This is a genomic window from Nostoc sp., assembly GCF_036917235.1.
Taxonomy (GTDB): domain Bacteria; phylum Cyanobacteriota; class Cyanobacteriia; order Cyanobacteriales; family Nostocaceae; genus Nostoc.
This window is the reverse complement of the sequence record NZ_JBALDU010000025.1, coordinates 1-15,925: the sequence shown is the minus strand read 5'-3', so window position 1 is coordinate 15,925 and position 15,925 is coordinate 1. Positions and strand designations below refer to the sequence as shown.

12 protein-coding genes are annotated in these 15,925 nt (G+C 39.8%); 8 read left to right on the top strand and 4 right to left on the bottom strand.

The genetic code is table 11. From position 1 onward, the window contains the following. Positions 1-95 precede the first annotated feature (95 nt). Genes V7K44_RS08140 through V7K44_RS08120 form a run of 5 tightly spaced genes read left to right on the top strand, consistent with a single transcriptional unit; the run spans position 96 to position 7,327 of the window. Positions 96-419, top strand: a complete 324-nt coding sequence (locus V7K44_RS08140) for a CU044_2847 family protein (RefSeq protein WP_334930355.1) — start codon at positions 96-98, stop codon at positions 417-419. A 24-nt stretch (positions 420-443) separates the two neighbouring features. Then, positions 444-1,337 carry a trypsin-like peptidase domain-containing protein gene (locus tag V7K44_RS08135; RefSeq protein ID WP_334930353.1) on the top strand — a complete coding sequence of 298 codons (894 nt, stop codon included), beginning with the start codon at positions 444-446 and terminating at the stop codon, positions 1,335-1,337. A gap of 17 nt (positions 1,338-1,354) precedes the next feature. Further along, positions 1,355-3,013: a hypothetical protein gene (locus V7K44_RS08130; RefSeq protein WP_334930351.1), complete on the top strand. Its 1,659-nt coding sequence runs from the start codon at positions 1,355-1,357 to the stop codon at positions 3,011-3,013. A gap of 20 nt (positions 3,014-3,033) precedes the next feature. Beyond that, on the top strand, positions 3,034-5,826 hold the full coding sequence (locus tag V7K44_RS08125) for a tetratricopeptide repeat protein (RefSeq protein WP_334930349.1): 2,793 nt from the start codon (positions 3,034-3,036) through the stop codon (positions 5,824-5,826). Continuing rightward, a complete protein-coding gene (locus tag V7K44_RS08120; RefSeq protein WP_334930347.1) occupies positions 5,819-7,327 on the top strand; it encodes a radical SAM/SPASM domain-containing protein in 1,509 nt (502 codons plus the stop codon). The genes V7K44_RS08125 and V7K44_RS08120 overlap by 8 nt, the downstream gene beginning before the upstream one ends. 25 nt (positions 7,328-7,352) lie before the next feature. Here the strand turns inward: V7K44_RS08120 and V7K44_RS08115 are convergent, their stop codons facing one another. After that, positions 7,353-8,318, bottom strand: a complete 966-nt coding sequence (locus tag V7K44_RS08115) for an RsmB/NOP family class I SAM-dependent RNA methyltransferase (protein ID WP_334930345.1) — start codon at positions 8,316-8,318, stop codon at positions 7,353-7,355. A gap of 163 nt (positions 8,319-8,481) precedes the next feature. Between V7K44_RS08115 and V7K44_RS08110 the strand changes: the two genes are divergently transcribed. Together V7K44_RS08110 and V7K44_RS08105 are read left to right on the top strand one after the other, a co-directional pair. After that, on the top strand, positions 8,482-9,900 hold the full coding sequence (locus V7K44_RS08110) for a DUF2157 domain-containing protein (protein WP_334930343.1): 1,419 nt from the start codon (positions 8,482-8,484) through the stop codon (positions 9,898-9,900). A gap of 177 nt (positions 9,901-10,077) precedes the next feature. Next, positions 10,078-10,788, top strand: a complete 711-nt coding sequence (locus V7K44_RS08105) for a GDYXXLXY domain-containing protein (protein WP_334930341.1) — start codon at positions 10,078-10,080, stop codon at positions 10,786-10,788. A gap of 326 nt (positions 10,789-11,114) precedes the next feature. Here V7K44_RS08105 and V7K44_RS08100 read toward each other — a convergent pair whose 3' ends face one another. After that, positions 11,115-12,632 carry a M16 family metallopeptidase gene (locus V7K44_RS08100; RefSeq protein WP_334930339.1) on the bottom strand — a complete coding sequence of 506 codons (1,518 nt, stop codon included), beginning with the start codon at positions 12,630-12,632 and terminating at the stop codon, positions 11,115-11,117. A gap of 36 nt (positions 12,633-12,668) precedes the next feature. After that, on the bottom strand, positions 12,669-14,312 hold the full coding sequence (locus V7K44_RS08095; RefSeq protein WP_334930337.1) for a M16 family metallopeptidase: 1,644 nt from the start codon (positions 14,310-14,312) through the stop codon (positions 12,669-12,671). Positions 14,313-14,463: 151 nt separating this feature from the next. Here V7K44_RS08095 and V7K44_RS08090 point away from each other — a divergent pair, with 151 nt between their 5' ends. After that, complete coding sequence (locus tag V7K44_RS08090) at positions 14,464-15,078, top strand: TetR/AcrR family transcriptional regulator (RefSeq protein WP_334930335.1); 615 nt, start codon at positions 14,464-14,466, stop codon at positions 15,076-15,078. Between the two features lie 76 nt (positions 15,079-15,154). Here V7K44_RS08090 and V7K44_RS08085 read toward each other — a convergent pair whose 3' ends face one another. Next, positions 15,155-15,595, bottom strand: a complete 441-nt coding sequence (locus tag V7K44_RS08085) for a DUF4332 domain-containing protein (protein WP_334930375.1) — start codon at positions 15,593-15,595, stop codon at positions 15,155-15,157. Between the last annotated feature and the right edge of the window lie 330 nt (positions 15,596-15,925).

The window sequence follows — 15,925 nt, the reverse complement described above, 5'->3', positions numbered from 1 at the left end:
TTAACCATTAAATGAAAATAAAATTACAAAATTTTCGGCAAACTCTTTTGATGGTCAACACATTAAACTATTAGTTCCAAATAACAGGTTTCAATATGAATCAGAAACAGATCGCAGAGTTTTCTCTCGAAGATGGCACGAAGTTTTTAGCTGAAGTTGATGAACCAGAAAATAGCAATGCTCTTGTACGTGTTGCTAGACCAGATACAGGGCAAATGGTAGTTGAAGCTAAAAAGAAATTTGAAGATGTATTAGATCAAATACAACCTGTCGCTTCAGCAATTATCAGCAAACTGAGTCAGCTTAATACACCTGCCCATGAGGTAGAAGTTAAGTTTGGTATTAAGTTAAATGCGGCAGCGGGTGCAATTTTCACTTCTGTAAGTGGTGTGGTGAAGCTAACTACGAAGTTACCTTGAAATGGAAGCAAGACAAGGCATAGTATGGTAGCGAATACAGATAATTATATTCAAACTTTTAGGTCAGCGATCGCCCGGATTTTTCATGCCAATGGTGCGGTAGTTGGTGTAGGTTTTTTAGTCTCTGGACGAACTCGAAATTACATCCTGACGTGCGCTCACGTTGTGACTTCAGCTTTATCTTTACCAGAGGATATAGTTGAAGCTCCTAGTAATGATATTTATATAGATTTCCCCCTAATTGCATCAGGACAACAACTAAAAGCTAAAGTTGTTTTTTGGCAACCCGTTGTCAGCAATGCATCAACCTCTGAGCCTGAAGATATTGCTGGGTTGCAAATTGAAGGGCAGTTGCCTAAAGAAACCCAAGCTATCCAACTAATAAGAGCTAACAATATTTGGCAGCATCCTTTCCGCATATTCGGTTTTCCTAACAGACATAATGATGGCGTTTGGGCCACAGGGGTGTTGCGAGATGGACAAGGAAAGGGATGGGTGCAACTAGAAGATAGTAAAGTCACCGGCTACAGAATAGAACCGGGTTTTAGTGGTGCGCCGATATGGGATGAAACTCTTGTAGGAGTGGTTGGGATGGCTGTAGCGGCAGAGATGCGGCGAGAAGATATCAAAACTGCTTTTATGATTCCTGCGGATGTATTGATTGAAGCATGGGATGAAATCGACTTGTCGATTTCGCCAAATGCACATATCCAGAATATTCCCAGTCGAGTTCAACAACTCAAAATCAAAACTTTGCAACAACGCTTTGACGTTCTCAGTAGTGATTATGAGGTGGCTTACAATCAACTCAACTATACACTTAGTGCGAGCGATCGCAATATCATCCAACGCCAAATTGATAGCATTTTACAAGAACTAGAGCGAGTAGAAAGCGAACTTAATACTATAAAGAATTAATTTAATACCTAAATAAAATGAAAAGCTCTGTAGATTTACGAAAGAACTATCTAGAACAGTTAATAGAGAATTTAAAAACTGAGGTTGAAAGTCTCAGCAAGCAAATGACTCGGACGAGTAATGATGTAGATAAAAATAAATTGCAAAGACAAGTTGATGATAAATTCGATGAAATGTATAAAATCGAATCAGAGTTAAACCACCTAAATCAACAATCTTTAGTGCAAGTTGAATCTGATAATATTCCATTCACTAATCGTGATGCTGCAATTAATGAAATTACAGCAATTAATTCTCCTCCTTACCGTCTGGTGACAGCACCTGAAGGTTATGGAAAAACAGAATTTCTCAAACAAATACTGGGACGGTTTCAAGAATTGCAATGGTGTTGTGCTTATGCTCCCATCTCTGGTTATGAAACTATTGAAGATTTAGAAAAAAGATTAGCAAATTCTCTGCAACTTACACTCCCTGAAGGACATGATTTAAGTTGGGGAGAACGTTTAGGCTCACTATTGCATAGAAATTGGGCTAAATGGCAATCACAGGGCAAAAAAGGTATTGTGCTGCTAATCGATCTGGATGGTTGTGCGCCACAAAAGCAACGTTTAAATGAACTTTTTAATGACTTTAAGGAATTTGCCTGGAGAATTGAAAAATGTTTGAAAGAATTACAGTTCTTTAAAGATAATTCCCGGAGACTTCGAGTTGTGATTGCCGCTCGTTGTTTGATCGATCTTCCATTAGATCGGACTTTTCCTAAACTAATACTCTCTCCTTTTAACTGGGAAGTAATTCAGGATACAGCAACAAAATATCTCAAGCCCATAGAGATGACTTCTGAAAGTCTTGCTTTACTAGCAGGACACTTACTGTATTTAACTGGTGGACATCCTGGGGGAATTGCTGAAGCACTAAAAGTTTATCGAGATGGTTGTTACACAGTTAGTTGGCTTTTAAACAGTTATGGCAACCAATTATGGGAAAAAAATCTCAAAAAGTGTAGAGATCAGATTAGAGAAAGCTTGACAAAAGAAAATAATAATTTATACGAATCTATTGAAAAATTGAGTATATTTCCTATACTCAATGGGACTTGGATCTTAAAGGAAGCTGTTCGGAGATTTAAGTTACCTTTCAGTGACGATAGTTTTAAATTAAATGCTGAACTGACAAAGACATCTATTTTTACTCGTGATAAAACGATTATCAAAGATGGGATGACACGACGGCTGTTAGTTATTGGTCTGCTCCGAGAAACCTCGCCTGATAACTTTCAAAAGCTTTGTAACGAAGCGGCTCAAATCTGCTGGGAATACATTCACGAACTGAAATCAAAGAATAATTCTGCTGTTGCGGGTACTTGGTCTATGCAGTATTTTTTTCAAAGTCTTCAGAAACACGCTGGATTTATTAATTTTGGCCCTAATAGTCTGGCTTATCGGCAAGAATTGCGTAATGATTTCTTTGATAAAACTGTTGAAGAAACTCTGGGAATATTCCGCAATACAGATCGAGAGCAATTCCATGAATTTATTTATACACTTAAATCTGAAGTAGAAAATGACTGGGAATTTCAGTTTTTGGTCAATTACTATCTACATAATGAGGAATATAATGACGCACCCTATAGAGATTTAATTCAGAAGCTTGATGAAGCCATTCAAAATAACTAACAATTAAATAGGAGTCTATTATGTCTGAACTAAATAAATTAGAGTTTGTTGGTCGTGCAGAACATCTAAATCGAATTATTTCTCTTGTTCAGGAATCTAATAAACTGCGTGTAGTTTTAGTAGAGGGTAGAGGTGGAATTGGCAAAACTTGGTTGCTTCATGCATTAAAATCCCGTTTAAACCAAGTTCAAATTGGCACAAGTGAAATTATTGATTGCGATATCCCTGTTTTTAATGATGCAGAAGATTTATACACTCAAATTGCCAAACAATTATACGATCGTACATATAAAGAATGGTTACTCCGGTTACGACAACTGCGAGAAGATGAAAACCGCCTCAGTCAGATTGCATACGAACAAGAACGTAGACAACTTGAAAAGTTCTTGGTTGATGAAATTAATCGCAAATCCAGTCAACGGAGACTAGTCTTTCTAATTGATACGGTTGAGAAGTTAGGACAAGCAGATGTAAGAGAGCAAGTTTGGGAGTGTATTGGCGATTTATGCCATCAACTAAACAATGCCGTGTTTATTTTAGCAGGTCGCCCTACTATTGCTCGTAAAATTTTAGAAAAATCATTCAAACAAGAAGAATTAACTTATTTGGAATTAAATGAATTTACTCATGAGGATGTACAAACATACATTCGTTGTAAGGAGGAACAACTTCACTTTACTCTTGGACAAGAATTGGTTAAAAAGATCATAGTTCTATCTGGTGGTAGCCCGATCATGATTGAATTTGGAGTAGAGTATGCTTATCGGGAAGTCATACCAGATTGGTTAGAAAGTGAAGATATAGAAACTATTCCCAGCAGGTTAGAACAAACTGGTGGATTTGAAGCTGAGATGGTTCGACATATTACGCAGCTTCGGACATCAATGGATCGGTTAACTCTGTTGCTTTCACGTATTTACCCATTAGATAGCTCTGATATTGCTAATTTATTAGAACTATCTACAGAAGATGCTCAAAGATTATTTATTGATGCACAAAGCTACTTTTTTATCAAACCAGTAATCGGTGGTTCTCAAATATCGTTGCATGATATTGTGCGAGACTTAGTTGAGAAATATGTCTGGACAGATATTGACCCTGATTTGGAATGGAGAAAACGAGATAGTCGGATTGCTGCCAAATATTTTGAGCAAAAAGATTATGATTTAGGGCCACAAAAAAGGATATTGGAGGTTCAACGTTATTCTGATGATTCTCATAAAGTCGCTAATATCGAGTTTATGATTGAAGAAGTTAAACAACTGCGAGAATTCAATACTACGCGATGGCTCTGGAATGCTTTATATGCCGATCCGATAATCGGCTTTGAAACTTGGCACGAAGTTACTGATAGGATACGCCGCCAATCAAAAAAGTTTGGCTTTGTAAATCAATTATTGGCAATTGCCAAACAGTTTGAAACAGAAATAAATCCCGAGCAAAAATTTAAACTGATTATTTTTGAATCAAAGATTGTTCATGCTCTTAAAGATAAGAGTACAAAAGAAAATGAACTAGTCAAGTTGGAGGGAATGCTATCCGCTCAATCTTATAATTCTTCTCATCAAGCGGATATTTACAATGTCTTGGGAATGCTAAATACCAAGTTACACCTTTATGAAGAAGCTTTGAAATATCAGCAAGAGTGTTTATCCCTAGTTCAAGGCAAAAAGCTATCATACGCTATTCCTGCTGTAGCTAACCTAGTTGGTTATCTGCATAGACAACTCAACAACTTTCAGGAAGCTGAGAAATATTACAAACTAGGTTGGGAGGCTGCTATGGAAATTGATACTCCTGACAAAGGTTTAACTCAAGTTATGGCTAGCATTCAGAATAATTTGGGATTTTTGTACGGACAACAAAAAGATTATGTCAAGGCTGAACAGTGTTTTAAGGCTGCTATTGATATGTGGTCGAGTGTTGAGAGCGAACGCGAAATAGCCAACGCCGAAATTGCCTCTGCTACTATTTTGGTAGATAATGGTAATTATGTTAAAGCGAAACAACTACTTGAACGAGCATTAAGCCGTTGTGACAATGAAGAAAACGATAATCAAATACTGTGTAGGGCATACTTTCAGTTAGGCTTAGATCAGTGGTTTAGTGCTGAGGTAGTAAATGAAGCTGTTTGGGATGTGACACAGGTGCAGTGGGATCTCAATGTGCTAAGTCTTGCTCAAAATGCTTTAGAAAAAAGCCTGAAACTAGCAGAGAAATATGGACTTGAAGAGGAATTACCTGGAATTTTGCACCAAATTGCTAGTGTCTATTGGCATCTTGGGTTTCAAACAGGCGATCGCACGCTACAAGACCAAGCTTTAAAACTTAACGATCGCTCTTATCAGACTAGTTTAGAGTACAATGACATGCGGTATGCCATCGATAGCCTGGTAGGTAAAGCAGAGTTTGATTATTATGCAAAAGCCTACGAGCATATTTCCGATTATGCACAAGAACTTAGCGATCGCTTCCAATCATATCAAAATATTCATACACTATACTTTGGCCGAATGTTACGCATAGAAGGTGATGTTGCATTTCAACAAGCTAACTACAACTTGGCTTTTAGTAAATATGCTCAAGGAATACCCCAAATCTTTCAACATGGAGGTTTCGGCCCGTATTCTATCAAACATGAGCTAAATCTGCTCCAAAAGAAAATTGAACGGTTGCCTATAGAACTTTCTAAAACTCTGATTCAACAACTAAAATCTCAGTGGAAAGATCATAAAGCTCTCAAGGAATGGTGCGATCAACAAATGTTTTTGACTAGAATACGTGCCACAAAACAGCCATCTTCTCATGCTTAGTAAAAAAATTGATCGACCCCAAATTTTAGTTTCTCTTAATTCTACTTATATACCAACTGGGCAATGTGACTGTGATGGAGGGGATTGTGCCTGTGATTTATCCCCTTTAACAAAATTAAGCTCAGATATCCGATTATCTCTGGGGATGTTGGAGACAGAGTTTGTGAGAGTTCCTAACTCGCAGATGATGAATTTAGATGATACTTATTCTCTCTTTTATGGTACTTATCATCAAGTAGTAGTTTTGAATCAATCAGCGATATATTTACTCAAACAATTTACAAATCCTCATAAATTAAATGATATTGCAATAAAATATCCTGAGATTGACCCAATAGATTTACAGGTAGCTATTCAGGAATTATATCAAGCACGTTTAATTACACCCAATAATTATTCCTCATTTAACTTAAATGAAATACCAGAAACTTTAACAGCATGGTTGCATATCACCGATCGCTGTAATTTAAGATGTGACTATTGCTATCTTCCGCACGAAGCAAAAGATATGTCAATCGATATAGGGAAAGCAGCTATTGAATCTATATTTCGCTCTGCAACCTTAAATAATTACCGCCGCGTCAAACTGAAATATGCAGGAGGAGAGGCATTACTCTGCTCTCCTTTAATTAAGGATCTCCATTTGTACGCTCAATCCCTTATCAAAGAAACAGACATTATATTAGATGGAGTGGTTCTCAGCAATGGAACATTGATTACGCCTGAGATTATTGAGATGCTACAAACGTTGAATCTGCGTCTAATGATTTCACTAGATGGATTATCAAATTTCCATGATATTCAACGTTCTTATGCAAGCGGAAAGGGATCGTTTCAAGATGTGGAACGAGGTATTAAGATTGCTTTGCAAAATGGTTTAATACCAGATATTTCCATTACAGTTAGTGGGCGAAATGCAGAAGGATTGCCCGATCTTCTGGAATGGATATTGGAATATAATCTACCCTTTAGTTTAAATTTCTATCGAGAAAACGAACTGTCAGCTTCTTATGAAGACTTGCAACTAGAAGAATCTCGGTTAATTGAGGGAATGTTGGCAGCATTCAAAGTTATCGAATTGAAATTACCTAATCGAAGTTTGCTAGGTTCATTGATCGATCGTGCTAATTTAGCATCTCCTCATAAACGAACTTGTGGAGTTGGGCAAAGCTATCTTGTATTTGATTACAAAGGGCAAATTGCTAAATGCCAGATGCAGCTACATAAAACTATATCTGCCTCTAAAATTCAAGATCCTTTAACTCTTGTGCGACAAGATAAAGCAGGTATTCAGAATTTGTCAGTTGAAGAAAAAGAAGGCTGTCGTACTTGTGAGTGGAAATATTGGTGTGCAGGTGGTTGTTCTCTAGCAACATTTAAAGCTACAGGCCGTTACGATATTCAATCTCCAAATTGTAATATTTACAAAGCTCTTTATCCTGAAGCTCTCAGACTAGAAGGGTTACGATTAATCAAATATAGTTCCCCAACTAAGTCATGACTAATTATACGCACGTCATATAATTTTAATTTTTCCAATTTTGGTAGATATACAGCGAAGATATTGTATTTAAATCCGCTTCTTTAGGCTCATCTTCATCCGCATTAGTATTTTTGAATAGGACTGTAAATGCACCAGCACCTAACCTATCTTGAGGAAATATCCGATAACAAGGCATCGTCGTTAAATGCGATTGATATTTGGCTAAATTACTAATTTCTATCGCTTCAAACTGCGGAAAGCGTTCCAAAAACCATTCACAAACTTGCTCATTTTCTTCGGGCGAATATGTGCAAGTCATATAAGCAAGATAGCCTTGTGGTGAAACAATTTTAGCAGAGTTAGCTATAATCCGCTTTTGCCGATTTGCACTCTTGTTAATAGCAGTTGGGTGAAAACATCCGGGTGCTTTTTCACCTTTAGCAAGTAAAGATTGTCCAGTACACGGAGCATCTACTATGACTAGATTGCTAGAGCCGGGAAACATTTCGGCAAATATGCTCGAATCTCGATTAACCACTGCACTAGGGCTAATCTGGCAACGCTTCAAATTAGAAATTAGCATTCCCAGACGTTTGCCAATAACTTCATTACTGATGAGTAATTCAGGTTTTAAAGCTCTCCAAGCGAAGATACTTTTACCTCCCGGTGCGGCACACATATCAAAAACTAAACGCACTGACTCAGGAATAGCTAACAAAGTAGTAGCTGCAAACACCGAAGAAAAATCTAAACAATAGAAATATCCTTTTTCATGCAAGGTATCCTTACCAGGTTTTTCTCCCAGAGATAAGCGGTCTATAAATTGTGGTTGCCAAGCTGTTGGTGTTTCCACTGCTAAAGGTGAAATATCTGGCTTTTCTTGACACCAAAGAATACTAGGTGAAAAAGGCTGAGGATTCATTAAAGCCTCAATAAATTTTTCTTGCTCGTCTACATTGGCGAATAAACGCCGCGAGACTTTAAGTAATAAATTAGAAGGTTTTTCCATCAAGATTATGAATTATGAATTAATAGAAGTACGTTGTATCTGAATCAAAATAAAACTGTTACACAAGAACAATGTAATTAAGGCTTTTGGCTTCATACTCAAAATATAATGACCGCCATTGGGAACGCAATGGCCAAGCTACCCCACTGCACCGGAGAAGGTCATGTTCTTAGATAGTTTTCAGGAAAAATTACGCAAACAAGCACAACTATGGAGGGATGAAGGATTAATTAGTTCTTCGCAGTATGAGCAGATAGCAGAACGTTATCAATTTAAAAACCTGGAAGCTGCTGCACGCGATCGCAATAAAGCGATCGCGATCGCAATTGGTAGCATCCTTTTATGCTTAGGCATAATTACCTTTGTATCAGGAAACTGGCAGGGAGGATCGCGAGAAGTCAAATTTATTCTAATGATGAGTTTGTTTTTTGCGATCGCCATCACTGGATTTTACAACTGGAGGCCACCTGAAGGAAAGAAACCAGAACGAAGCAAACGCCTACTAGGAGAGGGGTTGCTAATTTTAAGCGCCTTCATCTTCGGTGCAAATTTACTGCTGATGGCCCAGATGTTTAATATCATCGGTTCTGCTTCCCAACTGTTTCTCGCTTGGGGATTCGGTGTTGTAGTCATGGCCTTCAGTTTGTCCTTGAATTCTTTAGGAATTCTGTCAATTATCCTCGTGGAAATCGGCTACTGGACTGGACTAGAAGACTTATGGTACGCTTCAGGTGAGTTAACTTGGTCGCGGCTAGTAGTACAGCATCTGCCTTTGTTGGCATGGCTAGTATTTGTACCTTTAGCCTACTTCTGTCGATCGCGTTGGATTTTTGGTCTAGCAGCCTTTGTTTTTGCTAGTTCCTTACAAGCTAACCTTAATCCACTGCCACTGCTAAATTATGCTGATATAGCCCCTTGGGTGGCATCTTTTGCTTTTACACTGCCACCTGCATTATTCTGGAGTTATGATGATTTATTGTTTCCAACCATAAATTACAGATTGTTTCAATCTCTAGCCCGTAATTTAGCGTTGGTAAGCTTCGGCGTCGTCTTTTACGTTTTGTCTTTTCGTTGGGTCTGGGAATCTCCAGATTATAGTTTTAATCAGCCAACGAATTTGACAAACTTATTCGAGTCTCTGCCGATTATCGATTTGGGGATTCTCAGCGGCTTGGCGGTTTTACAATGGTTGTTTCTACTGCGCCAAAGAAATAATCCTCCGCGCCGCGAAGTGATTTTCACAACTGCTGTCATTAGTACATTTCTTGTCTTTATTGCAATAGTACCTTTTTGGCATCAAACTATCAGCCGGATTGATGAACTTGGCATTTTTATTTTCAATGTACTTCTTGCAACATTAGCCTGGGGACTAATTCAAGAAGGATTGAAATTAAGCAACAGAAGTTCCTTTTGGGGCGGTATGCTGTTAGTAACATTGCAAATTATCAGTCGCGTGCAGGAGTACGACACCGACTTACTTTTTAAGTCGCTAGTCTATGTCTTGTGCGGTTCTGCTTTAATTAGCGCTGGACTCTGGTTTGAACGCCGCTTACCCGGTGGTAGCTCTACAAGTAAAAAGTAGGGCAAATTTTAGATTTTGAATTTTAAATTTTGGATTGAATAAAAAATCTAAAATCCAAAATCCAAAATCCAAAATTGAGAACTCTCTGTGCGTCAAAATTTTTAAAGTTTCTCTGCGTCAGTCCTAATTTCGTTACTTTTAACCTCCTCAAGACCTCTGCTTTGTAGGACTACGCTCATGAATAATACTTCTTCTGAATCTAAGAATAAACCCTTGTCTCCTGAAGCCGAATTTTCCAGTAAGGTGACTTTTCGGGATTACTTGATTGCTACTGAACAAAAATCGAATAAGCCTTTGCCTTTTTGGCGGTTACTAGCTCCCCTGGCGCTGCAAACAGGGCTAATTATGGCAGTACCAGCCCAAGCAGTTTATACAGACGTAACAGGTAAGACGGTGATTTTGCAAACCGTACCTGTAGACCCTAACAATGCGATCGAAGGTAACACCTTAGCGTTAGATTACAACATCTCCCGTACCTCAAATTTGAGCAGACTACCTGGCTGGCAAACATTAGTCAGCAAAGGTCGTGGAAGTGGCAGAAGATTGCCTGAAGGAACCAATATTTACGTGACTTTGCAAGAGCAATTCTCTACTGGGCGTGGTGTTCCGAGAGCTTGGAGGCCGTTACGGGTAAGTAGCGATCGCCCCACAACTCTTAGAACTAACCAAGTAGCCTTAAAAGGTGTTTATCAGGATGGTTCTGTTAACTACGGTTTGGAAACATATTACATCCCAGAAAACCAACGGCAGCAGATTCGGAACGATTTACAAGCCCAACGCGCCCGCAGAGGACAAGTACCACCCATTGTGGTCAAGGCGAAAGTAGATCCACAAGGAAAGGCAGTGCCACTTAGTATGTGGGTGCGCGATCGCAACTATCGTTTTTAAGCTGTTAGGCAAATAAACACTGTATGTTTCCACGCCAGTTTTGTCTTTGAAGTTCTGAGTGCCGACTTCCGACGCTCAGAATTTTCTGTTTGTCATTAGACATTTCGTGAAAAAGAATAGAGAGACGGAACCGTATTGAGAGAAAAACCTCTGGGAACTCCAGAGGTTTTGGTTCCTGATTTAGTTTCTACTTGTTACTCCAATTTGTCCTTAGTCATTTCCCGATAATGGAGAAAATTATTTGAACAACAAGCTCCGCGACTTCTTCTATCAGGTTCGGTTAAATACTTATCCGAACCATATTGAGTATCTACCTATCTACGCTATTAATTCTTCACCTGTGGCTGCGAACCAGGAATGGTTACATCTATTGGTGTCACCTGTTTAGCTAACTGTGTCAATGGCGGTTGAATAGCGGTTTGATTCCCCACTACTAGAGTCACAATCTTTTCTGGTTTGAGGTATTCTCGTGCTACCCGTTGGACATCAGCTGCTGTGGTGGCGGCGACGGCTTTTTGATAGCGAAAGAGAAAATCAGCAGGATAGCCGAAATATTCGTATCGCATCAACCGTGATAAGGTTTGGCTGGGGTCTTGAAAGTTGAATACAAAGGAGTTGAGCGTAGACTCTTTGGCATAAGCCAGTTCTTTTGCAGTCACTCTTTGGGTTTGGGTGCGCTTGATTTGGGCTTGTAAGGCTTTGACAAACTGGACAGTAGCATCCGATCGCGTTTCTCCACCAGCGATAAATATGCCAGGATAATCGAAACGGGGACTCCACTGGCCGTATACAGAGTAAGCTAAACCTTGACGCGATCGCAATTCATTAAATAAGCGTCCACCAAATCCATTTAACACTCCATTTAATACATCCAGCGCGGCATAATCGGGACTGTCGAAACGTCCGCCCAAATGCCCCATAAGTACACTACTTTGCGTCAGTTGTGGCTGGTTGACAAAAAAGACTCCACCTGTATTAGCTGGCAAAACCTTTGGTAATGTGGGTTTAGCAATACCTGGGTTACGCTGCCAATTGCCAAACTTAGCTTGAATGAGCGATCGCATTTTCTTACTATCAAAATCACCCACAATCCCCAAAATTATATTATTGGGGTGGAAATATTGCTGATAAAACTTGAGCAAATCCTCACGCTCAACCTTATCCACCGTTGCATACTCGATCGTGCGAGCATAAGGGCTATCTTTCCCATAGATTAATTTTTTAAATTCCCGACTAGCAATCCCATCTGGATTGTCATTACGACGGGCAATGCCACCCTTGGCTTGAGTTTTCGCCAAGTCTAGCTTTTCTTGAGCAAATACAGGCGATCGCAACACCTCAGCAAACAGCCCAAACACTGTTTCTAAATCTTCACTGAGGGCGTCAAAGCTAGCACTACCAGAAGCTTCACCAATACCAACTTCCACAGATGCTGCCCGTTGTTCCAATATTTCGTTGAGTTCATCAGACGAATGGTTCTTAGTTCCTCCAGTTCGCATTACCCCGCCTGTAAAACCAGCCAATCCAACTTTCTCCATTGGTTCCAAGCGATTCCCTGTCCGCACAAACGCCGTACCATTCACCAACGGTAACTCACGATCCTCCATCAAATAGACAACTAAGCCATTTTGCAGCACAAACCGCTCATACTTAGGTAACTTAATCTCAGGTAGCGGTGGTAGCTGCAACTCTGTGTAATGCTTTGCCTCAGCCGTCGCCGCTAGAGAAAAATTACAAGTTAAAAGTAAGCACGCAAAAACAGCAACCAAAGCATAAATCAACCCTTTCCTATTTTGAATTTTCAACACTATCTGCCTTTTACCCTTCACCTTTAACCTCTGCATATCTCTCTCCCTTTGCGCCCTTTGCGTCTACGTTTTTCATCCTTCTTTCGACAACAGCTTCCCAATCGTGCGATTTTTCGGCGTAAAAGTCTCCTTTGCCACCCGTTGAATATCAGCCGTCGTCACCGCCGAAATGTCATCCAACTGCTTAAACAAATTCCGCCAAGAGCCAGTTTTCACCTCATATTCCAACAATTGTTGAGCCATGCCCATATTGGAATCGAGAGTACGTAACAAACCCGCCCGTGCTTGAGTTTTCACCCGTTGCAAATCAGCTGCCGCTACAGGCTCAGTTTTTAATTTGTCAATTTCTTGACGCAAAGCCACCGCCAACTCATCAACTGTATGACCAGGAGCTGTGAGAGCATAGAAAAAGATCAAGTTTGGGTACTTATCTCCAGGAAATCCACTGTAACCTTGAGCACTTAGCGCCAAACGCTGCTTTTCTACCAAAGACTTATATAGCCGCGACGTGCGTCCATCACTTAATAAACTGCCAATGATTTCATAGACGGCATTATCTGGATGAGTAATCGCCGGACGATGATAACCTTCTAAATACCAAGGTTGAGAAGGTAGTTGTAAAGTAACTTCCCGTGTTTGCTGTTGTGACGGTTCCACCGGAATTTCTTCAACAGCTTTGGTTTTGGCTTGAAAGCGGCCAAAATAAGTTTGTGCCAGTTTTTTCACCTCAGCCGGATTGACATCTCCGACAATAGCAATGGTCAAATTACTTGGTACGTAGTGAGTATCAAAAAACTTTTGGACATCTTCTGGTGTCAGATTGCGAATATCTTCGTCATAACCAATCACCGGACGCCTGTAGGGATGGGTTTTGTAAGCAGTATCGATAAACTTTTCCACCATCAATCCAATAGGTGAATTCTCTATCCGCATCCGTCGCTCTTCTAAAATTACATCTTTCTCTTTATAAAACTCACGACGAATTACCGGATCGAGAAATCGCTCCGACTCCAACGACATCCAAAGTTCTAGCTTATTGGCAGGAAAGCTGTAAAAATAACGAGTGGCTTCGGTTGAAGTATTGGCATTTAAACCCACGCCTCCCGCTTGTTCGACAATTTGCCCCAATTCATTTTGCTTCACTAGCTTGGCTGCTTGCGATTCCACTTGTTCAAACTCAGTTTGTAACCTAACAACATCAGCTTTTTTGCCATCGGCTTTCGCTGTTTTAATTTGAGCATTCAACTGCTCTAAGCTATCTAGTAGCGGTTTTTCTTTTTTGTAGTCTTGCGTACCAATGCGCCTTGTGCCTTTAAACGCCAAATGTTCTAGAAAGTGAGCTACACCAGTTTTGCCATCTGGCTCATCCACACCACCAACATTTGCATAAGTAAGAAAAGAAACTACGGGCGCTTGATGTCGTTCCAAAACAATGAATTTCAAACCATTGTCGAGGCGAAACTCCGTTAACTGCTTGATGACTCGATCTAGATAAGGTTGAATTGAACTTTGAACTGGCGGGGTTTGAGCTTTAGTTTCTTGAGGAGGAGGTGCTGTCTGAGTTTGAGCTAGAGCAACTTCTGGCAGCAATCCCCACGAGAAGATAATTAAAGTCAAGAAAATGACAAATAACCGCCGCAATATGACAGATACTCGATCTGACCAATCCAAAATCCCCAATCTAAAATCTAAAATTGACTGACTGCTCTGGTTCATAAGCGAGAAGTAAGATAAAGTTACATTACCTAAATAACAGGATACTTAGCAAAAGAGCGTTAATCTTGTATTAAGCTTTCAGTGGCTCTTTGCACTTGACGTTAGACAATAATGCTACAAGTCTTGTTACGGATATCTAACCATAACTTTTATGCGAGTTTTTAATTCTTCCCCACCTTCAGAGGCTCAGACGCGCACCCGGATTTTAGAGGCAGCACAACGGTTGTTTGCTTCTAAGGGATTTGACGGTACTACCACCCGTGACTTAGCACAAGCGGCAAGTGTAGCTGAAGGCACTCTATTTCGTCATTTTCCGAATAAAAAAGCAATTTTGGTGGAAGTAGCCACAAGTGGCTGGGTAGAGATTCTGACAGATTTACTCACAGAATTAAGTGAAATGGGCAGCTATAAAGCCGTCGCTCAGGTAATGCGCCGCCGGATGTGGAATTTCCAAAAAAATGCCGATTTGATGCGTGTTTGTTTTATGGAGGTGCAATTTCACCCCGATTTGCGCGATCGCATTCAATTAGAAGTCATTACCAAAATGACTGATGTCGGCGAAGCATTCTTTCAAACAGCGATGGATAAAGGCATTTATCGTCAAGGGAATGCGAAGCTAGTTGCGAAAGTTTTCTTAGGAATGTTTGCGATCGCAGGTTTTTCTAACAACACCCTCATCGAACCTGACGCTTCTCCCCAACAAATGCAGGAAATGGCCGAAGGACTTGCTGATATCTTTCTTAATGGTGTCTTGGTTAAAGAGTAATGAGTAATGAGTAATGAGTAATGAGTTAGGAGTGAGGAGTTATGAGTTATGAATTTTAACTCCTAACTCCTCACTCCTAACTAATTATTGTTTTCGCTTGCTGACTCCACTGTTGTACTAGCTCAATTGCTGGACACAAATCTCGGCGCTGCATTGTTGCTACTTGCAAGCGCATAATTTGTTGGTGCAATCTGTGAGTAGGAGTTTGAGCTAACTGCACTACAGAACCAATACCTGCATGAAGCAATAAACCACAATATTGTGTCCCGACACTGGGAATACGTGCCAAGTCAGCTAAAGCCATCCATTTATTTACATACTGAAGATGAATTTGGAGTTTATTTGCTAACGCTAGTCTTGACTCTAGAGTTTTCCCTTGTTTGACTAAGGTTACTGTGCTAGTAATCCCACAATTTTGGAGTTGAGATTGTTCCTCATGGCTCAATCCAGGTAATTCCTCAATTGGCCAATCACGAGATTGGATAGTAGTTCTACTATTTTTGTGTTTAGCAGACATTTTTGAAATTAAAATATAGGCTTGTTTAAATATTGTGACAGTTGCTTCTCCTTTAAAAGCACGCTCTTGCGGTTTAGTGTTTGTATTGATGTGCAATTTTAACTCAATCTTCTGCAATGCGATTGTTTCGCCTGACAAACATTAGATATCTTGCAAAACTCCCTAAGAGGATGTTTGAAAAGTTTTCTTCTCGGTAACAAAACGTTGTAGATCCCCCTAAATCCCCCTTAAAAAGGGCAGGGCTGATTCATTCCACAAGGGCAAGAAGTTTGTCAATATCATTAGAGAGAAATCTTTGAGCAATTGTGATGGAAAGATGACCATTTCGAC